The sequence below is a fragment of the Vreelandella sp. 2A-K22 genome, assembly GCF_054065485.1.
The window spans coordinates 48,177-73,119 of sequence record NZ_JBSUGC010000004.1; the positions used below are offsets into that span (position 1 = coordinate 48,177).

The 24,943-nt window shown below is 53.6% G+C and carries 26 protein-coding genes and 2 tRNA genes; 12 read left to right on the plus strand and 16 right to left on the minus strand.

Annotated features, from left to right (window positions below):
• Window positions 1-68 precede the first annotated feature (68 nt).
• The 5 genes from ung to ACW17M_RS06475 all read right to left on the minus strand — a co-directional run bounded on the left by ung (window position 69) and on the right by ACW17M_RS06475 (window position 3,982).
• Window positions 69-752: a uracil-DNA glycosylase gene (gene ung / locus ACW17M_RS06455; RefSeq protein ID WP_009286931.1), complete on the minus strand. Its 684-nt coding sequence runs from the start codon at window positions 750-752 to the stop codon at window positions 69-71.
• 2 nt (window positions 753-754) lie between these two features.
• Window positions 755-1,234, minus strand: a complete 480-nt coding sequence (gene gpt, locus ACW17M_RS06460; protein WP_009286932.1) for a xanthine phosphoribosyltransferase — start codon at window positions 1,232-1,234, stop codon at window positions 755-757.
• A gap of 6 nt (window positions 1,235-1,240) precedes the next feature.
• On the minus strand, window positions 1,241-1,786 hold the full coding sequence (locus ACW17M_RS06465) for an adenine phosphoribosyltransferase (protein ID WP_180095184.1): 546 nt from the start codon (window positions 1,784-1,786) through the stop codon (window positions 1,241-1,243).
• A gap of 39 nt (window positions 1,787-1,825) precedes the next feature.
• Entirely contained in the window at window positions 1,826-3,124 is a 1,299-nt protein-coding gene (locus ACW17M_RS06470) for an NCS2 family permease (RefSeq protein WP_009286934.1), read from the minus strand.
• A gap of 228 nt (window positions 3,125-3,352) precedes the next feature.
• A complete protein-coding gene (locus ACW17M_RS06475) occupies window positions 3,353-3,982 on the minus strand; it encodes a riboflavin synthase (RefSeq protein WP_022523243.1) in 630 nt (209 codons plus the stop codon).
• A 565-nt stretch (window positions 3,983-4,547) separates the two neighbouring features.
• Here ACW17M_RS06475 and ACW17M_RS06480 point away from each other — a divergent pair.
• The 4 genes from ACW17M_RS06480 to ACW17M_RS06495 all read left to right on the plus strand — a co-directional run bounded on the left by ACW17M_RS06480 (window position 4,548) and on the right by ACW17M_RS06495 (window position 7,714).
• On the plus strand, window positions 4,548-5,606 hold the full coding sequence (locus tag ACW17M_RS06480; RefSeq protein ID WP_457547068.1) for a methionine ABC transporter ATP-binding protein: 1,059 nt from the start codon (window positions 4,548-4,550) through the stop codon (window positions 5,604-5,606).
• Window positions 5,587-6,240 (plus strand): methionine ABC transporter permease, encoded by a 654-nt coding sequence (locus ACW17M_RS06485; protein WP_022523240.1) that lies wholly within the window; start codon window positions 5,587-5,589, stop codon window positions 6,238-6,240. The genes ACW17M_RS06480 and ACW17M_RS06485 overlap by 20 nt, the downstream gene beginning before the upstream one ends.
• A 102-nt stretch (window positions 6,241-6,342) precedes the next feature.
• Window positions 6,343-7,134: a MetQ/NlpA family ABC transporter substrate-binding protein gene (locus ACW17M_RS06490; RefSeq protein WP_007114419.1), complete on the plus strand. Its 792-nt coding sequence runs from the start codon at window positions 6,343-6,345 to the stop codon at window positions 7,132-7,134.
• Between the two features lie 97 nt (window positions 7,135-7,231).
• Window positions 7,232-7,714, plus strand: coding sequence for a GAF domain-containing protein (locus ACW17M_RS06495; protein WP_457547069.1), 483 nt, complete (start codon window positions 7,232-7,234; stop codon window positions 7,712-7,714).
• Window positions 7,715-7,807: 93 nt separating this feature from the next.
• Here ACW17M_RS06495 and ACW17M_RS06500 read toward each other — a convergent pair.
• Both ACW17M_RS06500 and ACW17M_RS06505 read right to left on the minus strand, forming a co-directional pair.
• A tRNA-Val gene (locus ACW17M_RS06500) sits at window positions 7,808-7,884 on the minus strand.
• 22 nt (window positions 7,885-7,906) lie between these two features.
• Window positions 7,907-7,983: transfer RNA gene (locus ACW17M_RS06505), tRNA-Val, on the minus strand.
• A 233-nt stretch (window positions 7,984-8,216) separates the two neighbouring features.
• On the opposite strand from ACW17M_RS06505, the gene ACW17M_RS06510 reads away from it, so the two are divergent.
• Complete coding sequence (locus tag ACW17M_RS06510; RefSeq protein ID WP_009286938.1) at window positions 8,217-9,287, plus strand: endonuclease/exonuclease/phosphatase family protein; 1,071 nt, start codon at window positions 8,217-8,219, stop codon at window positions 9,285-9,287.
• A gap of 36 nt (window positions 9,288-9,323) precedes the next feature.
• Here the strand turns inward: ACW17M_RS06510 and ACW17M_RS06515 are convergent, their stop codons facing one another.
• On the minus strand, window positions 9,324-10,700 hold the full coding sequence (locus tag ACW17M_RS06515; protein WP_027957468.1) for a class II fumarate hydratase: 1,377 nt from the start codon (window positions 10,698-10,700) through the stop codon (window positions 9,324-9,326).
• Between the two features lie 296 nt (window positions 10,701-10,996).
• Between ACW17M_RS06515 and ACW17M_RS06520 the strand changes: the two genes are divergently transcribed.
• On the plus strand, window positions 10,997-11,371 hold the full coding sequence (locus tag ACW17M_RS06520; protein ID WP_039859040.1) for a phasin family protein: 375 nt from the start codon (window positions 10,997-10,999) through the stop codon (window positions 11,369-11,371).
• A gap of 110 nt (window positions 11,372-11,481) precedes the next feature.
• On the opposite strand, the gene hda is transcribed toward ACW17M_RS06520, so the two are convergent.
• The 3 genes from hda to ACW17M_RS06535 form a co-directional block, all read right to left on the minus strand.
• The gene (hda, locus tag ACW17M_RS06525; protein WP_009286940.1) at window positions 11,482-12,189 is read right to left on the minus strand and encodes a DnaA regulatory inactivator Hda; all 708 of its coding nucleotides are present in this window, start codon (window positions 12,187-12,189) and stop codon (window positions 11,482-11,484) included.
• Window positions 12,186-13,316 (minus strand): AI-2E family transporter, encoded by a 1,131-nt coding sequence (locus ACW17M_RS06530; protein WP_009286941.1) that lies wholly within the window; start codon window positions 13,314-13,316, stop codon window positions 12,186-12,188. The genes hda and ACW17M_RS06530 overlap by 4 nt, the downstream gene beginning before the upstream one ends.
• Window positions 13,317-13,479: 163 nt before the next feature.
• Window positions 13,480-13,602 carry a hypothetical protein gene (locus tag ACW17M_RS06535; RefSeq protein WP_255200381.1) on the minus strand — a complete coding sequence of 41 codons (123 nt, stop codon included), beginning with the start codon at window positions 13,600-13,602 and terminating at the stop codon, window positions 13,480-13,482.
• Between ACW17M_RS06535 and purM the strand changes: the two genes are divergently transcribed.
• Complete coding sequence (gene purM, locus ACW17M_RS06540) at window positions 13,601-14,668, plus strand: phosphoribosylformylglycinamidine cyclo-ligase (protein ID WP_022523235.1); 1,068 nt, start codon at window positions 13,601-13,603, stop codon at window positions 14,666-14,668. The genes ACW17M_RS06535 and purM overlap by 2 nt on opposite strands.
• Window positions 14,665-15,420, plus strand: coding sequence for a phosphoribosylglycinamide formyltransferase (gene purN, locus ACW17M_RS06545; protein ID WP_009286943.1), 756 nt, complete (start codon window positions 14,665-14,667; stop codon window positions 15,418-15,420). The genes purM and purN overlap by 4 nt, the downstream gene beginning before the upstream one ends.
• Window positions 15,421-15,503: 83 nt before the next feature.
• On the opposite strand, the gene dcd is transcribed toward purN, so the two are convergent.
• The 4 genes from dcd to cobA all read right to left on the minus strand — a co-directional run bounded on the left by dcd (window position 15,504) and on the right by cobA (window position 19,252).
• Window positions 15,504-16,070: a dCTP deaminase gene (gene dcd / locus ACW17M_RS06550; RefSeq protein ID WP_009286944.1), complete on the minus strand. Its 567-nt coding sequence runs from the start codon at window positions 16,068-16,070 to the stop codon at window positions 15,504-15,506.
• A gap of 11 nt (window positions 16,071-16,081) precedes the next feature.
• Window positions 16,082-16,882 (minus strand): iron-sulfur cluster carrier protein ApbC, encoded by an 801-nt coding sequence (gene apbC / locus ACW17M_RS06555; RefSeq protein ID WP_009286945.1) that lies wholly within the window; start codon window positions 16,880-16,882, stop codon window positions 16,082-16,084.
• A gap of 174 nt (window positions 16,883-17,056) precedes the next feature.
• On the minus strand, window positions 17,057-18,226 hold the full coding sequence (locus ACW17M_RS06560; RefSeq protein WP_027957472.1) for a coiled-coil domain-containing protein: 1,170 nt from the start codon (window positions 18,224-18,226) through the stop codon (window positions 17,057-17,059).
• Between the two features lie 204 nt (window positions 18,227-18,430).
• Complete coding sequence (cobA, locus tag ACW17M_RS06565; RefSeq protein ID WP_051430467.1) at window positions 18,431-19,252, minus strand: uroporphyrinogen-III C-methyltransferase; 822 nt, start codon at window positions 19,250-19,252, stop codon at window positions 18,431-18,433.
• Between the two features lie 243 nt (window positions 19,253-19,495).
• Between cobA and ACW17M_RS06570 the strand changes: the two genes are divergently transcribed.
• The 4 genes from ACW17M_RS06570 (at window position 19,496) to ACW17M_RS06585 (ending at window position 23,580) form a co-directional block, all read left to right on the plus strand.
• Complete coding sequence (locus tag ACW17M_RS06570; protein ID WP_022523231.1) at window positions 19,496-20,398, plus strand: GGDEF domain-containing protein; 903 nt, start codon at window positions 19,496-19,498, stop codon at window positions 20,396-20,398.
• Between the two features lie 30 nt (window positions 20,399-20,428).
• Window positions 20,429-20,767, plus strand: coding sequence for a 4a-hydroxytetrahydrobiopterin dehydratase (locus tag ACW17M_RS06575; RefSeq protein WP_022523230.1), 339 nt, complete (start codon window positions 20,429-20,431; stop codon window positions 20,765-20,767).
• The gene (locus ACW17M_RS06580) at window positions 20,768-21,958 is read left to right on the plus strand and encodes an amino acid aminotransferase (protein ID WP_009286948.1); all 1,191 of its coding nucleotides are present in this window, start codon (window positions 20,768-20,770) and stop codon (window positions 21,956-21,958) included.
• Between the two features lie 137 nt (window positions 21,959-22,095).
• Window positions 22,096-23,580, plus strand: coding sequence for a uracil permease (locus tag ACW17M_RS06585; protein ID WP_039859042.1), 1,485 nt, complete (start codon window positions 22,096-22,098; stop codon window positions 23,578-23,580).
• On the opposite strand, the gene ACW17M_RS06590 is transcribed toward ACW17M_RS06585, so the two are convergent.
• Window positions 23,577-24,911: an MATE family efflux transporter gene (locus tag ACW17M_RS06590; protein WP_457547190.1), complete on the minus strand. Its 1,335-nt coding sequence runs from the start codon at window positions 24,909-24,911 to the stop codon at window positions 23,577-23,579. The genes ACW17M_RS06585 and ACW17M_RS06590 overlap by 4 nt on opposite strands.
• Window positions 24,912-24,943: the final 32 nt, after the last annotated feature.

Genomic DNA, 24,943 nt, shown 5'->3' on the forward strand with positions numbered 1-24,943 from the left:
AATGGCAACCAAGGTTGCATCAGCTAGGCACAAAATTGCGCGTATTCTACCCGCAACCACTTACGAGGTTAAGGGGTTTCAGGCAATTGCCATTCGATAGGTGCTCGCCCTTGCGCCTGAAGAAATTGATTGGCTTGGGAAAAATGCCGGGTACCAAAAAAGCCCCGATGCGCAGAGAGCGGTGATGGGTGCGGGGCTTCCAGTATTAAATGGCGCCTTTGGTCGATTAACGCCTTCTTCTGGCGCGCATGACTGCCCCACAGCAGAAACACACACGGCGGCGCGTGCTGGCTGACGGTTTCAATCGCGCGGTCAGTGAAGGGCTCCCATCCCTTACCGCGATGAGATGCCGCATTGCCCTGCTCCACAGTCAGCGAAGTGTTTAACAACAACACGCCCTGCTTGGCCCATGCTTCCAGATGGCCGTGGCGCACGGGGGTAAAACCAACATCAGTGGCCAACTCCTTGTAGATATTGACCAGCGACGGTGGCACGGGTACACCGGGCTGCACGGAAAAGCATAAACCGTGAGCCTGATTGGGCCCGTGATAGGGATCCTGGCCTAAAATAACCACCTTCACTTCGTTCAACGGGGTCAGTTCAAAGGCACGAAACCACTGCGTTGAGTGGGGATATATGATCTTCTTCGCAGCTTTTTGCTGCGCCAAAAAGTCTTTTAGCGCCAGCATATAGTCAGCCTGAAACTCATTACCCAGCCACTGACTCCAATCGTCGGGAAGTGGATTGGCCATTATTACCTCTTCATTTGATCAACAAGCGGCTCAACGTACGCAACACCCATATCCCAGGGGAACTGAATCCAGCACTGCTGGGCAACTTCGGTCAGGTATTGATCCACCAAGGGACGGCCATCCGGCTTGGCGTAGATAGTCACAAAGTGAGCTTTAGGCAGCATTTTACGTACTGCCCGCGCTGTTTTGCCAGTATCCACCAAGTCATCGACCAGCAACCAACCTTCACCGTCATGATCGACGCCCTTCATGATATCCAGGCCACCCTGATCCATATGGTCGTAGCTTTTAATACACACGGTATCGATCAGCCGGATATTAAGCTCCCGAGCAATCAGCGCGGCGGGAATTAAACCGCCGCGGGTAATCGCTACGATGCCTTTAAAATCACGCTCGATCATTTGATGGCATAAGGTGCGCACATCGCGGTGCAACTGATCCCAGGAGACAGTGAAGTGTTGGTGGTAGCGATCGCTGCTCATGGGGCATTACTCGTCTTCGTTGAAAGAACAAACTGCGAATACACTGTAACCAGCATCGCGAATTTTCTGCGATCCGCCCAGCTCAGGCAGATCAATAATGGTGGCGGTCTCAACCACCTGACCACCGCTGCGCTGAATGAGGTTGGCCGCGGCCAGCATGGTGCCACCGGTGGCGATCAGGTCATCCATCAGCAGGATACGGTCATCTTTCTGGAACGCATCGGAGTGCAGCTCCACTTCGGAATGCCCGTACTCCAGCTTATAAGTCTCGCTGATGGTCTTGAAAGGCAGCTTGCCCTTCTTACGCACCGGCACAAAGCTGCAACCCAACTCATAAGCGAGCGGCGCACCAATAATAAAGCCACGCGCATCGATGGCCGCGATGGCATCCAGGTTCATTTCCTGATAGCGGTGAACGAAGCTATCGATCAGCTTGCGAAAGGCCGCGCTATTTTGCAGCAACGGGGTGATGTCGCGAAAATTCACGCCCTGTTCAGGCCAATCGGGAACCGTGCGAATGACGGACTTAATGTAGTCGCCGTAGATGCTCATCGCGTCTCTCATTGAGTAATAAAAAGTGGTAATGATCAATCAAACCAAGAAAAGGTATCTTGTCGCAAACAGCAACGCCAAAATAATCACCGCCGGATTCAGGTCGGCAAAACGGCCCGACAGCGCCTTGATCGCCACATAGCTAATAAAGCCAAGCGCAATACCTTCGGCAATCGAGAACGTCAGCGGCATCGCCAGGGCAGCAATCAGTACCGGCGCGGCGTCGGTGGGGTCTTCCCAGTTCGCGTGAGCCAAACTTCCTGCCATCAGTACCGCCACATACAGCAGCGCACCTGCGGTAGCGTAGGCCGGAATAGAACCCGCCAGCGGTGCGAAGAACAGGCTGATCAGGAACAGAACACCAACCACTACCGCCGTTAACCCAGTACGGCCACCCGACGCGATACCCGCAGTCGATTCAATGTAGCTCGTGGTGGTGGAAGTACCCAAGGCGGCACCCGCCATTGACGCGGTGCTGTCGGCCATCATAGCGCGGCCAATGCGCGGCAACTTGCCATCCTTGTCCAACAGCTTGCCGCGGTGAGCAACGCCTACCAGGGTGCCGGAGGTATCAAATAGATCCACAAACAGGAAGGCAAAGATCACGCTAAGCATCGCCACATCCAGCGCGCCCATCAAATCCATCGCCATAAAGGTAGGTGCAATAGAGGGTGGCATCGACATCAGGCCCCCATACTCATTATGGCCGAGCACCATTGCAACAATAGTAATCCCCAAAATCCCGATCATGACGGCACCAGTCACTCGCAAGTAAGAGAGCGCGGTAATCACAAAGAAGCCCAGCAGCGCATAAATAGCCGCGGGTTGGGAAAGATCACCTAAGGAAACAAAGGTCGCGGGGTTGGCAACCACGATACCGGCGTTCTTAAGCGCTATCATTGCCAGGAAAAGGCCAATACCAGCGGCGATCCCCAACCGTAACGTCATAGGAATGGAGTTAATGATCCACTCGCGAATTTTAAAAATACTCAACAAGAAGAACGTTAGACCTGAGAAGAACACCGCCCCCAGCGCAGCTTCCCAGGTATAGCCCATCCCCAGCACCACGCCGTAGGTGAAAAAGGCATTCAAACCCATGCCTGGCGCCTGAGCTATCGGGTAGTTAGCCCACATCCCCATGACGAAACAGCCAATCGCTGCCGCTAGGCAAGTGGCGACGAACACTGCGCCGTAGTCCATCCCCGCTTCAGACAAAATGCTCGGGTTGACAAAGATGATATAGGCCATCGTCAGGAAGGTGGTGATCCCGGCGATAACTTCTGTCTTCACGTTGGTTTTGTGCTCGGAGAGCTTGAAATAGTTATCCAGAAGTTTCATGAATCTTTTTATCCTTAGCGCTAACGCCGCATGAGTATGCGTTCTGGTGCTGAGAAAAGCCGCACATACTACCGAAACGCTCGCTGTGATGCGAGCGCCTCAGCGTAGCGACCAATGTTGGCGGAAATCGCCCGCCGCCTAATGTCTAGCAATCTTTAGGCCATGAACTAACCGATCGGTCAACCCATTAACCAAAAAAGCTGATTATTGCCATTGCCGCGTCACTTACTAAACGCCGCTTTTTTGAGAAAGCACTCGCTCAACGGTTTCAACGATCACCTGGGTTTGCGGGTCAATTTCAATATTGACCTGATCCCCGGGGGCTCGATCTTGAAGCGTGGTACGCGAAAGTGTCTCAGGAATTAAATTGACGCTGAACTCCACATCCCCACTTTCAGTGGGGCGTACATCCCCAATGGTCAAACTAATACCGTCCACCCCGATATAGCCCTTTTCAAACACGAATCGGCCCAGTCGTTCCGGCAGCGAAAACCATAGCCGACGGTTGTTGGGCGCCTCTTCGATGGCCACCACTTCTGCCATGGAAATGATGTGGCCTGACATGGAGTGTCCGCCTATCTCATCACCAAAGCGCGCCGCGCGCTCTATATTGACGCATTGCCCAGGGGTGATTGCACCAAGATTAGTCAATCGCAGCGTTTCACGCATCAAATCAAAACTAACGCTATCCCCCTCTATGGCCGTTACCGTCAAGCAAACGCCGTTATGAGCAACAGACGCTCCGACCTCAAGCCCTTCGCGCATCGCGGGGGGCATTTCCAACACATGCACGCGAAAATCATCCAGCTCGCGTACCGCCACAACCCTGGCTACCCCTTGCACAATGCCAGTAAACATAAGGCGCTTTCTCCTCATCTAATAAAAAAGCCGTGTAATTCAAATAATTCGTAAAGAGCACGTAGCAAAAGCGCTCAATGAATGGCGCAAGCTTCCTACTGCTCCCTCACCGCCGTGCATTCTGCCTTGAGGGTTTCTTGATCTTGCCATTCTACGCCATTGACTTTTCTATGGCTGCTTTCAACTCAAGGTAACCTCATCCAGCTGCACATCTTTAAAAACGCACGCACAGAACTAAAAACTTAAATATTTATAAAAATCAGAAAATAATGCTGACTCGGCGACTTACAACATAAAATCAGATGGATAAAATTGACAAGGCAGCGACCTATCTCTAAAATTTTGCCGCAAATGTAATGACGCCGATTTGTACCCAGATTGCGGGCGTCCACCTAGTCTATGGCTTAGTATTTAGCCTACTGATTGAGTGAAGTGCAGCTAAACGGGTGTGTCCAGCGTTGATGGCCACCCATTGGGGTGGCCTTTTTTATTTTCTATTCGATACTGGCCCTCCCCCAGCTCGCATCCCGCACTCCGTCTTCGGCCTACCGTTAAGGCAGACGCTATGATTGAACTTAGCAACGTCAGTAAAACCTATTTCAGTAACAACAAGGGCAGCGGCGCAAATGCCGTCCATGCACTCAAAAATGCCACTCTCAGTGTGCCCAAAGGCACTATTCACGGCGTCATCGGCCTCTCCGGCGCAGGTAAATCAACGCTAATTCGCTGCGTTAATCTCTTAGAGCGCCCCACGAACGGCAGCGTCACGGTCGATGGTCAGGAAATGACCCAGCTGAGTAACGCCGCGCTTAATCGTGCGCGTCACCGTATTGGCATGATTTTTCAACACTTTAATCTATTGACCACACGCACGGTGTTCGACAACGTTGCCCTGCCTCTAGAACTAATGGGGCAAAAACGCCACACCGTCCGCGATCGCGTTATCCCGCTCCTGGAGATGGTAGGCCTGGCAGATAAGGCCAACCAGTACCCTGCTCAGCTTTCCGGCGGTCAAAAACAGCGTGTGGCGATCGCCCGGGCGCTAGCCAGCAAGCCGCAGGTGTTGCTCTGTGATGAGGCAACCTCTGCGCTAGACCCACAAACCACCAGTTCAATACTGGAACTGCTGCGCGATATTAACCACCAACTGGGCATTACCATCCTGCTGATCACCCACGAGATGGAAGTGGTCAAATCGATTTGCCACCGGGTGAGTTTGATCTCGGACGGCGAACTGGTGGAAGACGCTGAAGTCGGCGACTTCTTTACCGCTCCGCGTACCCAGCTTGGTCGTGAGTTTCTTAACGACTTCCTCCAGCTAACACCGCCCAAAGAGCTGATTGAGAGACTCCTTGATGCCCCAGGCGAAAACACCCACCCTGTGGTACGCCTAACCTTCTCTGGCGATGCAGTCTCGACGCCGCTGATTTCCCGCCTTGCTCGAGAGTGCGGGGTCGATGTCAGCATTTTACAAGCAAAAGTAGAGTCGATTCAGGAGCGCACCCTGGGCCTGATGATTGCGGAACTACTCGGCTCTCCGACGCAAACCCAGCAAGCCATGCACTATCTCGAATCTCATCAACTGCAAGTGGAGGTACTCGGCCATGTCCAGCGCAATGATTGATCTCATTTTACAGGCCACGCTGGATACCCTTTATATGGTGGCCGTTTCAGGACTTATTTCTACCCTCGTCGGCTTGCCCCTTGGGGTAATGCTGTACGTTACACGCCCACGGCAAATATTGGCGAAGCCCGTACTTAATCAAGTACTGAGCATTATTACCAACGTTGGTCGCTCCATCCCGTTTATTATTTTGATGGTAGCGATCATTCCTTTTACGCGCATGTTGGTGGGCACCTCGATTGGCATTAATGCCGCGTCGGTACCGCTCACAATTGCCGCTATTCCGTTTGTCGCTCGGCTTGTCGAGGCTGCACTTAATGAAATCTCGCCAGGGTTAATTGAAGCCGCCCAAGCCATGGGCGCAACGCCTTGGCAAATTATTCGCAAGGTACTGATTCCGGAAGCTCGCGGCGGGATCATGACGGGTTTAACCATTACCGTTGTCACGCTGGTAAGTTACTCCGCCATGGCCGGCGCAGTGGGCGGTGGCGGTCTCGGCGACTTAGGTATCCGCTACGGCTATAACCGCTTCAACCCAACCATCATGCTGATTACCGTGGTGATTTTGGTCGTCATGGTGCAGGGTTTTCAGAGCTTGGGCGACTACTTGGTACGCAAAAGCGATCGCAAGTAACCACTCGTTTATTTGTCATCCATTATAACCAAAATGCATTAGACAACAGTTTTTTATTGCCGCATCATTGCACCATCTATCAAAATGCCACTGGAGAGATTCATGCAAAAACTGATTATTGGCAGCCTTACCGCCCTGGCGCTTGCCGTTAACGTCGCCAATGCTGAAACGCGCAGCATCAAAATGGGCACCGTTGCGGGCCCTGAAACAGAAGTGATGGAAGTTGCGGCGCGCATTGCCAAAGAAGAGTACGACCTTGATGTAGAAATCATCGAGTTCACTGACTACGTTACCCCGAACGCAGCCCTTGCAGACGGCAGCCTAGATGCCAATGCCTACCAGCATGAACCCTATTTGCAGTCGATGGTCGACGATCGTGGCTATGACCTGGCAATCGCTGGTTACACCTTCGTGTACCCGATTGGTGCTTACTCAGAAAAATACGACAGTATCGACGACCTGCCTGACGGCGCACAAATCGCACTGCCCAATGACCCTTCAAATGAAGGTCGCGCGCTGATCCTGATGCACAACGAAGGCCTGATCACCCTTAACGATCCAGAATTTCTCGAATCAACACCGATCGATATCGCTGAAAACCCCCGCGACTTCCGTTTCCGCGAAATTGAAGCCGCCCAGCTCCCCCGCGTGCTGCCCGATGTCGACATGGCGTTCATCAACAACACCTTCGCTCAGCCTGCTGGCCTAAGCCTGGATGACGCCTTGATCAAAGAGGGCCCCGAGTCTCCTTACGTCAACCTGATCGCGGTTCGCGGCGGTGACGAAGAGCGTGAAGAGATTCGTCAACTGGTCGACGCCTATCAGCGTGATGAAGTGATCGAGAAAGCCGAAGAACTATTCAAAGGCGCAGCAGTTCCTGGCTGGATCGAGTAATACCGCAAGCCATCAATAGATGACGTCAGGCCGACACGCATAGGTAACCCCAAATGCAAAAGTGTCGGCCTGTTGCGTTTGTAGCAAAGGATCCCTCATGCAAAACAGTGTTGACTACCCTCTTCTCAATCGACAGCTTGAAGCGCTGCTCGATACACGTGATTGGCTCACCAACAGCGCGCAAACCTGTGCGTTTATTCACCAACAGCTTAGCGACTTAAACTGGGTAGGCTTTTACCTTCAACGCCAGCCTGATGTGTTAGGTCTAGGCCCTTTTCAGGGGCAGCCCGCCTGCCACCCGATTCCCTTTAGCAAAGGCGTATGCGGCGCGGCTGCTCGCCAACAAACCACCCAGCGAGTGGACGACGTACACGCGGTTGCCGACCATATTGCCTGCGACGCCAACTCTCGCTCTGAACTGGTGATTCCCATCGTAGTCGATGGCAACCTATGGGGCGTACTGGATTTGGATAGCCCGCTGGAGGCGCGCTTCACACAACAAGACCAAGCAGGCATTGAGGCCCTGATAGCAACGTTTATGCGCCAAACTGACCTACCCGACCTAATTCAAAAGAGCTAGTTAAAAGCTATAGTCTACAAAATAAAAAACGCCATATAACACCCACACAAAAACGCCCCAAGCATCACTGCCTGGGGCGTTTTTGATAAAAGCTGGTAGGACCAGGCGGATTTGAACCGCCGACCTCCACGATGTCAACGTGGCGCTCTAACCAACTGAGCTATGGTCCTGAAAAGAGGTGTGGCATAAGGCTGGTAGAACCAGGCGGATTTGAACCGCCGACCTCCACGATGTCAACGTGGCGCTCTAACCAACTGAGCTATGGTTCTATTGCGCTATCTGTTCTATTGCACTTTCTGAGATGGGCTATTGGATAGCCGCGCGCCTTGCAACGGATGCATATCTTACGCTCTTATCACTGAATTGCAAGTTCTTTTCCATTGCGCGCCCTCTCCCGCCAGCCTTAAACCCATTACGAATAGAGGCTCAATTCGACACCTGTGACCTTCTAGCGCTAGGCTTAGCGCTTCAAGGTGCTGGGTGTTCTATAGGGAGATAAACCATGCTGGGTATTTTGCTAGGAAGCATAGCGATCGTACTGTTATTGGCGACGCTGATTGCAAGAATACATTTACACTGGTGGTGGATCCGCAGTTTTGAATTTCCACGCCTGCAGATCGCTTGCCTAGCTTTAATCACTTGGCTATTAGCCGCTATCTTCGTTGAGCCTGGCCCTTGGCTATGGGTAGCCCTGCTCGCCTCAGGCATCACTTTACTGTTTCAAGTCTACTATATTCTGCCCTGGACACCGCTGTGGCCGGTGCAGGTCAAGGCGGCGAAGAGTAACGATTCAGATAAAACGATCACGCTGCTGATCGCTAACGTACTGACCCCTAACCGGCAGGCCCAAGCGCTGATCGATATGATTAAACAGCATCAGCCCGACATAGTACTGACCCTGGAGTCAGACCAGTGGTGGCAAGATCAGTTAGATCCGGCTCTCGCAGAGCAGTGGCCGCACAGCGTTAAAATCCCGCTCGACAACCTTTACGGCATGCACCTTTACTCGCACCTGGAGCTCTCTAACACCTCGGTGGAGTGGCTAATTCAGGACGACATCCCGTCTATTCACACCCGAGTGACGCTTGCTAACGGCGATAGCATTCGCTTTTACGCGTTACATCCCCGTCCACCGGCCCCCAGTGAGAGTGAAAAATCCCTTTGGCGGGATGCTGAACTGCTATTGGTCGGCAAGAAAATTCATGAAGATCCCCAAGCAACGTTGGTCGCCGGGGATCTGAACGATGTAGCGTGGTCGCGCACTACGCGACTTTTCTGCCGCGTTGGCGGCATGCTCGACCCACGCCGGGGACGTGGTTTATTCAGCACCTTCCACGCCAAATATCCCGTGTTGCGCTGGCCCCTTGACCACATTTTTGTGACCGAACACTTCACCTTAGTCGGCATGCAGCGCCTGAGTTACTTCGGCTCCGACCACTTCCCGATACTGGCCACCTTTTGCTACCGCCCTTCGCGTCAAGATGAGCATGAAACGCCCGAAGCCGATGCTGAGGAGCGCAGCGAGGCCAGCGAAACGATTCAGGAAGGTAAAACCGAAAAGCAGGAAACCTGAACGCGGTTGGCCTAAAGATAGCTGACCTTAAACGTGTTACTCAGGAATGCCTCCGTGCGTTAACGCGACCGGATCCAGCAGCCGCTCTAGCGTCTCCCGATCAAGGTCAGTTTTCTCCTCCGCCACATCAATAATTGGCCTCCCCGCCTGGTAAGCCTCTTTGGCGACAGCGGCGGCGGCGTTATAGCCAATCACGCCATTTAGCGCCGTTACCAAAATGGGATTTCTGGCCAGCGGGCCTTCCAGGTTATCTTCACGAACCTTGAAGGTGGCAATCGCACGATCAGCCAGCAATCGAGCGGTATTACTCATCAAGCTTATAGACGTTAATAAGTTGGAAGCCACCAACGGCAACATCACGTTCAGTTGAAAGTTACCACTCTGCCCGGCCACGGTAATCGCGGTATCCAGGCCAATAACCTGTGCAGCGGCCTGGGCGGCTGACTCAGGAATAACAGGATTAACCTTCCCAGGCATAATTGAGCTACCGGGCTGTAACGCCTCGAGCTCAATCTCGCCCAGCCCCGCCAGCGGCCCCGAATTCATCCAGCGCAGGTCGTTGGCTATTTTCATAATCACGCAGGCTAAGCCTTTCAACTGCCCCGAGAGCTCTACCGCCGCATCCTGAGACGAGAGGCTGGCAAAGAAGCTGTCATTAGGGGTAAACATCAACCCGGTCTGTTCGCTCAGCTCTTGGGCGACCTGCTCAGCAAAACCGATAGGAGCGTTAATGCCGGTCCCCACGGCCGTACCACCTTGAGCTAATCGGCACAGCCGTTTCATGGCACTATCAAAGCGCTCAATGGCCTGACCTAGTTGGCTAGACCAAGCACCCAGCTCTTGATCCATACGCAGCGGCATGGCGTCCATGAGGTGAGTACGACCGGTTTTTACCACATGGCTCAGCTCACTGGCCCGCTTGTCGATAGTGTCACGCAGGTGGACAAGGGCTGGGCGCAACGATTCGTGCACCGCGATGGCAGCCGACAGGTGAATGGCCGTGGGAATCACATCATTGCTGGACTGCCCCATATTGACGTGATCGTTCGGGGTTACCTCAACGCCTTCACGGCTTGCCAATGTAGCCAACACCTCGTTGACATTCATATTGGTGGAGGTACCTGAGCCAGTTTGAAACACATCGATAGGAAAGTGCTGGTCATGCTTGCCCGTTAACACTTCCCGCGCCGCTTTTTGAATCGCTTCCCCCCGCGCACTATCAAGCCCTCCTAGCGATTGATTAGCCCGGGCTGCCGCTAGCTTGATACGCGTGACAGCGTGAATAAAGGCCGGGGGCATGGGCGAATGAGAGACAGGGAAGTTATTGATTGCCCGCTGGGTTTGTGCCCCATAAAGAGCCTCAGAAGGCACTTCCAACTCGCCCATGCTATCGCGTTCCATCCGTGTTGCCATTGCTCTTTCTCCCATCAGTAAGATTAATGGTGATGCTTATCTGAGCGCATAGCCGACCTATCGTTCACTCGCTAAAGCCACATCCACTGCCTTCAAGCTAGCTGGTTAGACCATAGGGGTAAACAGGCTCTTGCCCCGTGCACTTTAAAATGCCAAAAACCAAATGTTGCACTGCACAAAAACAGTTGCTATGCTGCACTGCAAGATAGCTTATAAATAAAGCTACCCAATTAAATAAGCAGCGCCAACCTCTGGATAGCTGCTTTTGGTAAGACTAACCCCAGGAGGGTATGACGATGCGTACATTAAATACTAACGAAATGACTCAGCAGTTTGACAACATGTTCATGGCGCCAGTACGCGCTTACATGGCGCTGAGCATCGATTACAGCGAAAAAATGATTAACGCTCAGATGGACGCCAGCAAAGCTTATGCCGACACCGGCATTGCGCAAATGCGCCAAATGATGGAAGTAAAAGACGCAGAGGGCCTGCGTAGTTACATGGAAGGCCAGCAAAAGGTAGCTAAAGAGTTGGCTGAGCGTGTTAAAGGCGATACCGATAAAGTCGTATCTCTGCAGCAGGACTTTATCCAGAAAAGCCAGAAAATTACCGAAGACAACGTTAAGCAGGCGCAAACCGCTGCTAGCAAGTTGAACAAAACCGCTTAATCGCTTATTGAAACAGTAAGCTAGCAAGCATGTTTTATAAAACGCCCCTGTCGGCTCTCGCTGACAGGGGCGTTTTAGTCGTTGCCTTTAGCATTTCTGTACCAGCCGTTTCACCAACCGAGGGCGGATTTCACAAAGGGAATAGTAAGCTTGCGCTTGGCTGAGAGCGATGCTTTATCCAGAGTCTCCACCGCGCGACACAGCTCACCTAACTCGCGGGGGCCACGATGCAAGATATAGCGCCCAACATCATCGGGGAGCTGCATCCCTCTCACACTGGCGCGCAGCTTTAGCGCTGCCAAACGCTCTTCGTCATCCTCCAAAGGGTGAACATGAAACGTTACCCCCCAGGTCAGGCGCGAAGCCAAATCCGGTAGCACCACGTTTAATTGACGCGGTGAAGCACTGGCGGCAATCACTAATTTCTTGCCAGCATCTCTTAGCCGGTTAAAAGCATGGAACAGCGCCTCCTCCCAGCGCTTACGACCAATCACACACTCCAGGTCATCAATGGCGACCAGATCCAGGCGCTCGATGTCTTCCAGCATTAATGGCGGAAAGTGGCCCAAGTCATCCAGGGGGAGATACAGTGCTCGTTTATCTGCATCGGACGCCGCATGACACGCCGCCTGTAAAAGATGGCTACGCCCTACCCCTGGCGCGCCCCACAGATAGAGGAACTGCTCCCCCTCCGGGGTAAGCTGCTGGGTAAGGTGTTCTACCAGCGGCGTATTTGCACGCGCCACATAATAATTATCAAAGGTCGCGTCATCACGCAGACCAATTCCCAAGGGAAGCTGTGCCGGTGCTCGGCTCATGGTGACTCCCGTCCATCATGATGGCCCAGCTCATCGTTATGTGAAGAGCTGACCTCAATGATTGGCGTATGTTTATCAGTATTTTGTTCGTCGTATAACTCGCTATGCTGATAGCGAACTTTTACTTCTTTTAGCAGCACTAGAATCACCGCGGCAACAGGCAGAGCCAACAACACCCCTGTTAGGCCAAACAGATTCCCCCCCGCCAGCACGGCGAATATAACCGCGACCGGATGCAGGCCAATCTTATCGCCCAACAATTTAGGCTGGAGAATCACACTCTCGGCCATTTGGCCAATACTAAACACCAGGATAACGCCTAACACCGCCCACCAGGTGGCGTACTGGAACAGCGCCACAACAAGGGCAATCACCAAGCCGACAATAAAACCCAGGAACGGGACAATGCTCACCAGTCCGGACACAAAGCCGATCAATAGGCCAAAGTTGAGCCCCATCAACGTTAAGCCCACCGCATAAATAATCCCTAAACAGAGCATTACCAGCAGTTGGCCGCGTAGAAACGATGACAACACTTCATCACAGCGACGCGCCAACCGGAAGGTATCATCCGCCCACTGGCGTGGCACTAGATTGGCAATATTGGTCAGCAGGCGGTTCCAGTCCAAAAGCAAATAGAAGGTCACCACAGGAATAAGTGCCACATAGGTGATCCAAGAGGCAAACGCCATACCGGAGCGGCCAATTTGGCCTAGCGCCTGGGCTAGGTAGCCACCAGCATCGCGCCAGTTTTCGACCAGCGTCTCGCGCGCGTTGGTTAACTCCGCGGTCAAGTCATAACCTGTCCACTCTTGTACCTGAGGAGCAAGCGTATTTTCTACCCAATTGAAGATACCCGGAATAGCTTCGCCCAGCTGTTTAAGCTGCTGAACAAGCAGCGGGATCAATATCAACAGGCTCGCCACGAGGACGACCAACAGTACTAAAAACACACTGCTCACCGCGAACGGCCGATTCATGCCCCAGCGCTGGAAACGGTTAGCCAGCGGGTCAGCTAAGTAAGCGAGAATCATCCCAGCAATAAAAGGCATCAGCGCCGCGTCTAACAAATAAATTAAACCGCCTATTACCACCAAAAATAGGACGCCCCACCAAGAATTCCGCATAGTTCCCTCTCAAACGTGGATGTAATCCGCTAAATATCACTTATCGTTACTATGGCACTGATCACGACACACTTTACTTATCACTACTAACTTTCACTCGCCACTACTAACTTTCATCCGCCACTACTATGCCGCAAATGAACGAAAGTCGCGCGTCTGCTTTTCATCCTGCGCGACGGCGGTGCGGCCAGCGTCGCTGAGTGTTACAATCCGCCAAAGTTAAGCCCAGCACTGGCCAATTCGCCAGCACTACCAGCACCGCTATTTGCTTCACAGGATCTGTCATGACCGAGACCTCTTCTTCTTCGGCTACTCCTTCCCTCAGCTATAAGGATGCAGGCGTCGATATCGATGCCGGTAACGCCCTTGTTGACCGCATTAAACACGTTGCCAAACGCACGACTCGCCCCGAAGTCATGGGCGGGCTTGGCGGCTTTGGCGCGCTATGCGAGATCCCCGCGGGCTATCGGCAGCCCGTGCTCGTCTCAGGTACCGATGGCGTCGGCACCAAGCTGCGCCTGGCAATGGATCTTGGCAAGCACGACACCATTGGTATTGATTTGGTCGCCATGTGTGTCAACGACCTTATCGTGGCTGGCGCCGAACCGCTGCTATTTCTTGACTACTATGCCACGGGTAAGCTCGATGTGGATATTGCTGCTGACGTTGTCACCGGCATTGGCGCTGGTTGCGAATTGGCTGGCTGCGCCCTGGTAGGCGGCGAAACCGCCGAAATGCCGGGCATGTACGAAGGCAGCGACTACGATTTAGCGGGCTTTTGCGTGGGCGTGGTTGAAAAAGCAAATATTTTAGATGGCAGCAAAGTGGCCGAAGGCGATGTCATATTGGGACTTGCCTCATCCGGGCCACACTCCAACGGCTACTCATTGATTCGTAAAATCCTTGAGGTTAGCGACGCTTCGCTAGAGACCGACATCGACGGTAAAACCCTTGGCGATGCGCTGATGGCCCCCACCCGTATCTATGTCAAATCACTGCTCTCTTTGATGCGCGGTAGCGAGATTGCCGTGCATGCGTTATCACACATCACCGGTGGCGGTTTGCTTGAAAACATTCCTCGCGTACTGCCGGACAACCTCGCTGCGCATATTGATATTGCCAGTTGGCAGCGACCAGCCGTGTTTGATTGGCTACAGGCCAATGGAAACGTGAATGAAACTGAAATGCACCGCGTGCTCAATTGCGGTATTGGGATGGTCGTTGTGGTGCCGCAGCATCAAGCAAAACAGGCAATGGCTCACCTGGAAGCCGAAGGCGAATCCGTTTATCGTCTAGGGCAGATCGTTGAACGCCAAGGGGACGCCGTTATTTTGGAGAACCTCTCGGCATGACCAATACGGACTACCAGAGCGATACCATTAAAGACGTAACACCAGAGCCTCTCGGTGCACGCCGCATTGTCGTGCTTATCTCTGGCAGCGGTAGCAATCTTCAGGCGCTGATTGATGCTCAGTCCCACGACCGCTTAGGCGGCGGTGAGATTGTCGCAGTGATTTCCAATATTGCTGACGCCTATGGTTTGAAACGCGCACACGAAGCGGGCATTGAAGCGGTTGCCCTCCCCCACAGGGAGTATGATAGTCGCGAAGCCTACGACGGCGCCTTGATCAAAGTCATTGAGCGTCACGAGCCGGATCTGATTGTACTGGCGGGCTTTATGCGCATTTTGACGCCTCGCTTTGTGCAGCGCTTCCTGGGCCGTATGCTGAATATCCATCCTTCATTGCTGCCAGACTACCAAGGGCTCAACACTCACGCCCGCGCCCTGGCAGACGGTGTTGCCAGCCACGGCTGTAGCGTTCACTTCGTCACCGAAGAGCTAGACGGTGGCCCAGTGGTACTGCAAGCGGAGCTGCTGGTCAACGCGGACGACACGGCTGAAACACTGCAAGAGAAGGTTCGCTCCCGGGAACACCTAATCTACCCGATTGCAGTGCAGTGGTTTTTGGAAGGCAGGCTGCAGTTCAGTGCCGAAGGCGCCAAAATGGACGGTCATCTGCTACCGGAACACGGTATGCGGCTTTCCCACGCTGATGCTGCAGAAGAGCTTGATGAGGAGCTCGACGAAGAGTCGCAGGATTAGCATGAAAACGTCATCATAAGCATTGAAAAGCGCCTTACGTTTTTGCCGTAAGGCGCTTTTTTGTAGCAATGTACTTCGTATAACTAGGTACGCGGCAAGGTTACCCCACGCTGCCCCATATACTTTCCGCCCCGGTCTTTATACGAGGTTTCGCATACTTCGTCGGACTCTAAGAACAACATCTGGGCGACGCCCTCATGAGCGTAGATTTTTGCCGGCAGGTTGGTGGTGTTAGAGAATTCCAGCGTAACGTGGCCCTCCCACTCGGGCTCCAGCGGCGTCACGTTGACAATAATGCCGCAGCGCGCGTAGGTGGATTTCCCCAGGCAAATAGTCAGCACGTTACGGGGAATACGGAAATACTCCACCGTGCGCGCCAGCGCAAAAGAGTTCGGCGGAATAATACAGACATCGCCTTTAATATCGACGAAGCTGTTCGCGTCAAACGCTTTGGGATCAACAATCGCTGAGTGAATATTGGTGAAGACTTTGAATTCGTCTGAGCAGCGCACATCGTAACCGTAGCTTGAGGTGCCGTAGGAAATCACGCGCTGTTCGTTCACGTAGCGCACTTGCTCGGCTTCAAACGGCTCAATCATCGCGTCGCTTTTGGCCATGCGACGAATCCAATTATCAGATTTGATACTCATTTATGTCGTTATCACTCACTAAAGGAAATAGTTGGGCCGTCGCCTTGATTCGCGCTAACCGCTTCAGCGACTTTTTGGGCAATAGTCGCAAAGGTTTGACTCACCGCCCCGTCAGGTTCGGATACCACACTCGGGCGTCCCGAATCTGTCAGCTCTCGGATGGAGAGCGTCAGCGGCAGGCGTCCAAGTACTTGGGTATCGTACTCCTGGGCGATATTATCGCCACCACCTGTGCCGAAAATAGCCGCTTCATGGCCGCACTTTTCGCAGTGGTAGAGGCTCATATTTTCCACCACGCCAAGCACCGGCACGTTGACCTTGCGGAACATTTCGATCCCTTTACGGGCATCTAACAGCGCAATATCCTGTGGGGTGGTCACAATCACCGCCCCTGCCACCGGCACTTTCTGGGCCAGGGTCAGTTGGATATCGCCAGTACCTGGGGGCATGTCGATCAATAGAAAATCGAGATTATCCCATTGGGTTTGCGTCAGCATCTGCTGAAACGCGCCCACTACCATCGGCCCGCGCCACACCATTGGCTCACGGGTATTGACCATAAATGCCATCGACATGGCCTGAATGCCATGGGCCTGGAGCGGAAGGAATTTGTCATTACTTGCCGCCTGGGGGCGCGTACCCTCTTTAACACCGAGCATTTGTGCCTGGCTGGGTCCATAGATATCCGCATCCAGGACACCCACGCGATAGCCCTGTGCTGCCAGCGCTAATGCCAAATTCACGGTGACGGTGGATTTTCCCACGCCTCCCTTGCCCGATGCCACTGCAATAATATGTTTAACCCCATCCATTCAATGGCACTCCTCGTTTTAAGCTCTTAATAACTGAATTAACGTTGAGTGAATGATACGCCTCACAGCCAAAATCATAAACCAACAACAAGTGGGCGGATGCCGGTTCCCCGACATCCGCCCTCACTTTTCTAACGCGAAAGGTGCGTTACAGCATTACTATCCCGCCACTTATTAGCCAGCGTTTTGCTGCGACTCTTCACTGCCACCATCGCTGTCATTGGCGCTCTCACTTGAAGAGTTCCCATCTGACGAGCCCCCATTCGACGAGCTATCAGAAGAGCTGCTCGGGGAAGATGATGCAGCCTCACCCGCTGACTCTTCTGCATCGGCCAAACGGCTGTCTAATGTCGACAGCTCATCGCGCCATTCACTTAACTGGCTCTCTAAACGCTCTAGCTGGCTTTCACGCTTTTCGATATCACTCTCAACGCTGGCCACTTCTTCACGCCCAATATCCAGGGCAACCATGACGTCATCCAGCTCACTGCGCACCTGACTCAAGCTCTGCTCTTCTTCTTCGCGCAGCGCCGTTAGCGAATCAACATCACTTTGCAGCTCATCGCGTTCGCTGGTGAGTGAGTCACGCTCATTTTTTAGCTCACCAAGCTCGCTCTGGACACTCGAAATTTCCTCTTCTAAGCCACTTAGCTGTTCATTTGACTGGCTAATCTGATCTTCCAGCGAGGACAACTCATCTTCGGTATTGCCCAGCTCTTCGATCGCTTGCTGACGCTGCTGCTCCGCTTCCTGACGGGCAGCCTCAGCCTCCTGGCGGGCTTCTTCAGCACTAGAACGCGCTTCTTCTACTTGCTGGAGGGCACTTTCCGCCTCATCCCGAGTGCTGGTGATTTGATCACGCTCTTCGCGCAACGCAGTCATCTCGCTTTCAGCGCTCTCTACCTGCTCATTAAGAGAGGCAATTTCTTCTTCCAGCGCATCGCGCTCGGACTCAAGCTCTTCTAAACGCGACTGCACATCGCTGACATTGCCTTGGGCACTCTCAAGCGACGAGCTGGCCTCTTGCTGTTGAGCCTCAAGGGACGCCATCTCCTCTTGCAGCGCGGCTAAATTGGTTTCAGCTTCCTCAATTTCGCTAATGCGCTGGCTCATTTGGCTATTTTCCTGCTCAGCGCTGGCGAGCTGCTCTTCTAAGCTATTGACACGATCCTGGCGAGAACCTGCATTAGACTGCGCCATAATGGCCCAGATAACGGCAATGGCGGCGATACCAGCAATCGCTTTTACCCGGTTATCTTGAAAGAGGGTTTTCATGTCCGACTTTTTAGCCGGTTCTGGCTTGTTGGCAGGCGACTGGTGATCCGAGTGGTTTGCTTCCGACATTATGCGTTCCTCTATGGTCTTAGCTAACGTTTGTCCAAGCTAACAACAATCAGTTGCGCGATGATCAAGTACATAGGTAATGCGCTAACCGTGAATGCTCTCCCCCTTCAGCATACACAGCTCACTGTATCTAGCCAGTCTGTTTGCAAAATCGTGTACAAATGTTGCTACTGCGTTACAAGACAAGCAGGAACGATTATTATTTTAGCCAGAAGGAGGATGCTTTCCCTCATGAAAACCAGAGGCCTCTCCGCTCAGCGCATCAAACCAATCCAGTGTGGTATGCAGTGACACTACGCTGCCCACTATTAGCAGCGTAGGCGGTTTAATGTGGCCCGCCAAGAAAGTATCTGGTAATCCAGATAACGTCCCCACGTGGGTACGCTGTCGGCGGGTCGTGCCCTGTTCAATCAGCGCCAGCGGTGTGTCTGGCGCTAAACCATGCTTAACCAGCGCCTGGCTGATCACCTTTACGGTGCCCAGCCCCATATAAAACACCAAGGTTTGCCCAGGCCGCGCTAACGCATCCCAATCAAGCTCACACTCCCCCTGCTGTAAATGCCCGGTGATGAAACGCACCGACTGGGCATGGTCGCGATGGGTCAAAGGAATGCCCGCATACGCCGCGCAGCCTGATGCCGCCGTCACCCCTGGGATGACTTCCACGCTCACTTGTGCTGCCACCAGCGCCTCAAGCTCCTCTCCGCCCCGGCCAAAAATAAACGGATCACCACCTTTAAGGCGCACGACACGCTTACCCTGCTGAGCCCACTTTACAAGCGCTTGATTAATCCCCTCTTGAGGGACGCTGTGCAGAGAGCGTGCTTTACCCACATAAAATCGCTGCGCCTGTGGCGGTATAAAGGCGACTATTTCACCGCTAACCAAGCGGTCGTACAGCACCACTTCAGCGGACTGCAGTCGCTTATACGCTTTTAGCGTCAATAACTCCGGGTCGCCAGGGCCCGCGCCCACTAGACTTACCAGGCCGTATGGCTGAGCCGTTTGCTCTCGTCCTGCTTCCAAGAATCCACCCCAGGAATAAAAAAGTTTTTTAATATGCAAAAAAGTAATTAATTTTACCACTAAATGCCAATAACACCTTGTCTATTGCTTATAATGCAATCGAATATATATAAATAGAACATATATATTCTAAAAAAATATAGATAATAGCCATTTTGTCTGCAATGGCTTACATCCTGATTACGTATTTAGGGCTAATCTTCACGATCGAATTTAAATTGGCATATGTTTGGAGATTCACGCATGCCCGTGAATGATATAGACGCACCAGAGCGAGTCAGTGCAGACCACCTCGTACCCCACATACCAGGCGTTATCTTTCAGTTTCATCGCGCGCGCAATGGCCATATGCGGTTCCCCTACTTGGAGGGCGGCGGCGTGGCTCTCAAACATATTGACCGGGAACTGCTCGCCGAAAATGCAGGGCAGCTAGTTGAGCAACTGACCGGCAACGACCACCCCAAGATAATGTCCGCTATCGAACGCTCAGCCCGCTGGATGTTGCCTCTAACCACACGCTTTAGGCTACCGTTTCCACAAGACAAACCACACTGGATTGCGGTTAGCGCCAAACCAAAGCCCGTCGTCGATGGCGTGCAGTGGAACGGCATAATGATGGATATTAGCGATCAAGTCAGCGAAGAGCAGCGGCTGCGCAAACTATGCGATACAGACCCCCTGACTCAACTCCCCAATCGGCGCAAGCTCATGATGCACTTAACCCATGTTGCATCGCTTAGCGCCCGCCACGGCACACCGCTCTCCATCATGATGATCGATATTGATCACTTTAAGCGGCTTAATGATCGTTGGGGACATCTGCACGGGGATGATGTGCTTAAACAGTTGGCAACCTACGCCCAGTCGCTGCTGCGTTGCGAAGACATGGTGGCTCGGTTGGGAGGAGAAGAGTTTATGGTCGTGCTGCCGCTTACTCCGCTGCAGCAATGCCATGCACTTGCTGACCGCTTACGCCAGGCTATCAGTGTACGCGACTTCGGTATGGGGCCAGGCCAAGTGACGCTGAGTATTGGGGTTGCCGAATATCGCTGTGGCGAACCCCTCACGAGTCTGATCGAGCGGGCCGACCAGGCGCTGTATAGCGCCAAAGACGTTGGTCGTGACTGCGTTTGCCATCTACGCTGATAAGGCATACTCAATTGCAGGAGCCAAACAATGACAAGGCTAGCCGACGCCATTTGTGAACCGTGCAGCAAAGATGCTCAACCTTTAAGTAAAGATGAAGCCCAAGAGCGGCTAAAAAGCCTCAGCCAGTGGCAGATTGTCGAGCACGATGGCATCATGAAGCTGTCGCGAAGTTTTAAATTCCGTGACTTTGCCAGCGCATTGGCATTTACCCAAGGCGTTGGCGATATTGCAGAGCAGGCTGGCCATCACCCCGTTATCGTGACCGAGTGGGGCAAAGCCACCGTCACGTGGTGGTCTCACGCTATTAAAGGCCTGCATCTTAATGACTTCATTCTTGCCGCCAGAACCGACGAGGTAGCCGAATAAATGTTTGAGCATATTGAGCGAGTCCCAGGAGATGCCATTCTCGGGCTGATCGAAGCTTTCAAGAAAGATACCAATCCGCAAAAGGTGGATTTAGGTGTTGGTGTTTACCGCGATACCCAAGGCAATACGCCGGTAATGCGCGCCGTTAAGGAAGCAGAAGCTCGCCTGCTCAAGAATGAAACGACGAAAACCTATATCGGTTCTCACGGCGCGCCCAGCTATGGTGAAGTAGTACTTCCCATGGTTTTCGGTGCTGAGTCACCGGTACTCAAAGCCAACCGTGCCAGCGCTACCCAGTCGCCTGGCGGCACCGGCGCCCTGCGCCTAGCAGCCGACTTCATTTCCACTCAGTTGCCGGGCAAAGGTATCTGGGTAAGCGACCCAACATGGCCCAACCACCACGGTATTTTTACCGCCGCGGGTATTGAGCTGCACAAGTACCCCTACGTTGACCCCGACAACCGTCTCGACTTCGACGGTATGCGTACAGCGCTAAAAAGCATTCCAGAAGGCGATGTAGTCGTACTCCACGCCTGCTGTCATAACCCGACCGGGTTTGACCTTTCCCACGACCAGTGGCAGGAAGTATTAGAGATCGTCCGTGAGCGCAAGCTGCTGCCGCTGATCGACTTTGCCTATCAGGGCTTTGGCGAAGGGCTGGACGAGGATGCTTACGGCGTTCGCTTACTGGCGGAAAACCTCGACGAAGCGATCATCACCAGCTCCTGCTCCAAGAACTTCGGTATTTATTGTGAGCGTACCGGCTGCTTGATCATGGTGGCAAAAGACAGCGAGCAGATGGACAACATTCGCTCACAGGTCGCGATCGTGGCACGGGAAAACTACTCAAACCCGCCTGCACACGGCGGCGCTATCGTCAGCGAGATTCTCCACGACCCTGAGCTGACTGCGCTATGGCGTGAAGAGCTCACCGAAATGCGTGACCGTATCAATACTCTGCGTCGCGATTTCGTTGAAGCACTGAAACCCTATGGCCTGGACGAGAAGTACGCCTGCGTAGCTGAACAGCGCGGTATGTTCTCCTACACAGGCTTAACGCCGGAACAGGTAGATCGGTTGCGCGATGAGTTTGGCATCTACATGGTACGCTCGGGTCGCGCTAACGTAGCGGGCTTCTCCCATGAGAACCTGCCCTACCTGGCCAAAGCGATTGCCGCTGTCAACGACTAGCTAGCAAGCATTGCCGCACTACAAACGCCCAGGCCTACCTGGGCGTTTTTGTGTGCTGAATACTTGACCGATTAGTCAACACTTCGGCACACTCAGCGTTGCCTTGTATACAACACACCATAATCAAGAGGCCTAACATGGCGGCTGCCAGCACCCACTACCCCTGGTACAAAAAAGAAGACACCGACGCGTTCTTCGCCCTGTTCCAAAACAATATTGCCAACTTTGTCATTATTGCCATCACCATGCTGGGCATGGGATTCCCCTCTTCCATTGTCTATGGGCAGGTGCTGCCAGGCGCGGCAGTAGCGGTAATGGTCGGTAATTTCTACTATGCCTGGAGCGCGGCAAGACTGGCCCGCAAGGAGAACCGTGCCGATGTAACGGCGCTCTCTTACGGTATCTCAACGCCGGTTATGTTTGTGTTTCTATTCGGCGTACTGCTACCCGCCAAACAGCTCACCGGTGATGCAGAAATGGCCTGGAAAGTAGCCGTCGCCGCCTGCTTTATCAGCGGCGCCATCGAAGCCGCAATCAGCATAATTGGCCGCTGGGTGCAGTACCACCTACCGCGCGCTGCCATGCTGGGCGCCGTTGCGGGTGTCGCACTGACGTTTATCGCCGGTGAAATGCTGTTCAAAACGCTGGAAATGCCGATTATTGGTCTACTGGTGCTAGCGATCATTATTGTTGGGCTGGTCGCACGAGTGAGTATGCCGTTTCAACTCCCCACCTCACTATTCGCCATTATCGTCGGCACCACCATGGCCTATTTGATTGGCGACGCCGGCACCGAGCGCTTTAGCGATGCGTTCACGCACTTGGGCTTTTATCCATTACTTCCCAACCTAGCCTGGTTTGAAGGGCTGGGATTACTGCTGACCAGTATGCTGGCGGTACTCACCGTGGTGCTGCCGATTACGCTCTATAACGCCATTGAGACGATGAACAACGTCGAGGCGATGGAGGCCGCAGGCGATAAGTACGATGTGCGGGAGTGTCAGGCGGTTGATGGCGCAGGCACCATGATTGGCGCGCTGTTTGGCGGCGTCTTTCCTACCACGGTCTATATTGCCACCGTAGGGGCCAAGTGGATGGGCGCAGGCCGGGGCTACAGCCTGCTCAACGGCGCGGTATATGCGCTGGCTACCATGTTCGGCTTAATCGCTGCCCTAGCCGCAATCATTCCCGTTTCAGTGGTCGCACCGATTTTGGTCTTTGTCGGTATGTCGATGATTGCCACCGCGTTTCAGTCCAACGACACACGCTACTATCCTGCCGTGGCGTTGGCCATGCTACCCTACTTCGCCAACTACGTGATGACGCGCTTTAACCGCGGGGCTGGTGAGGTCGTCACCGATATATCCAGTGCCATTGTGGTGATGGGCCAAGGGGCTATGTTTATGGCCATTCTGTTGGGCGCTATGACGGTATCGGTGATTGATCACCAGTTCCGACGCGCGGCCGCCTTCGCTGCCATTGCCGCGGGCTTTTCCTTCGTTGGGCTGATGCACGCCCCCGAACTGTCATTCAATGCTGCCCCCGAGTTCGTGATGGGCTACTTAGGGATGGCGCTGCTGTTTATCTACTTCTCCTTTCAGGAAGCTGGGCGCCTGCGTTAATTAACGAATCCCGCCTGCCGATGCGGGCGGGAAAGAATGCGCCGCATGACTTGCCACGCCATCAATCCTGCCAGCAGGTTGCCTACGGCGGCGCCCGCCGCCAGCCCCCACCAACCGAAGAACTGTGAACCTAACCACAGGCAGGGTAAATAGCAGATAAACAGCCGTGCGCTGGATAGCAGCATCGCTCGCAGCGGCCAACCTAGAGCATTGCCCGCCGAAACCACTAACATACAAACGCCCAGCGCTGCGTAGCTTGGCAGCAGAAAGCGAATCAGCAGGGTCAGCTCGTTTTGTACCTCTGGATTGCCTGCTAAGGCCATGGCTAGCCAGGGAGCCCCCAGAGCCAGTAGCACGCCCAGACTAAGCTGCCAAACCAGCGCGACCTTTACCGCCAAACGCATAAGCTGCTGAATTTGCCCCCAATCTCCGGCACCATAGCAGCGTCCTAACCACGGCGGTAGCGACATGGTCATAGCCAGAATAACCATCAGGGAAAGCGTTTCCAAACGGCTCGCCAACCCCCAGGCCGCTACTTCACTTTCACCCAGACCCGCCACCACTGAGATTGCCAGCATCGCAGCCAAGGGCGGCATCAGTTGGCTGACCATCGCGGGGGCGGCAATGCCAGTAAACGGCCGCCACGACTGCCTCGCCTCTAGCCATAGGCCTTGCTGCGATGCCCACTGGCGTTTGAGCAGTTTACGTGTAGTGACCAACAGACCCACTGAGAAGGCAATTGCAGTTGCCCAGGCAGCACCGGGCAATCCCCAACCCTCCCAATCGCCGACACCAAAAATCAGTAGTGGATCGAGCACCAGGTTCACAACACTACTGAGAACCATCATTTTACCTGGTAAACGGGTATCGCCATGGGCACGGAAAATGCTGTAGCTGAAATAGAGCAGTGCTCCCAGCCAGGCGGACAACAGTTGCGGCCCCCAGTAAATATGGATATAGGAAAGCGTCGTTTCATCGGCGCCAAGGAGCTGAAAAACGGGCACATGGAACACCCACAAGGCAAACGCCAACAGACCAATCACTCCGCCACCTGCCATTAATACCAGGCTGCTCAAGCGCCTCGCTCGCTCCCCTTCCCCTGCGCCGAGCGCCCGGGAAATAAGTGCCGCAATAGCGATACCCATACCCACTTGAATGCCGATAATCAAAAATGACAGCGGAAAGGTGAACGACTGCGCCGCTAGCTGTGCGGTACCCAAACGGGCAATAAAGGCGCTATCAACAAGTTGAAAACCCAATAGCGCCAACACCCCGATGGCCATTGGCCAAGTTTGCCGCCATAGGGTTATCGCCAACTCTTTTTGATGCATCACAATTGCCAAGCCAACTCTCCCTTTATTCG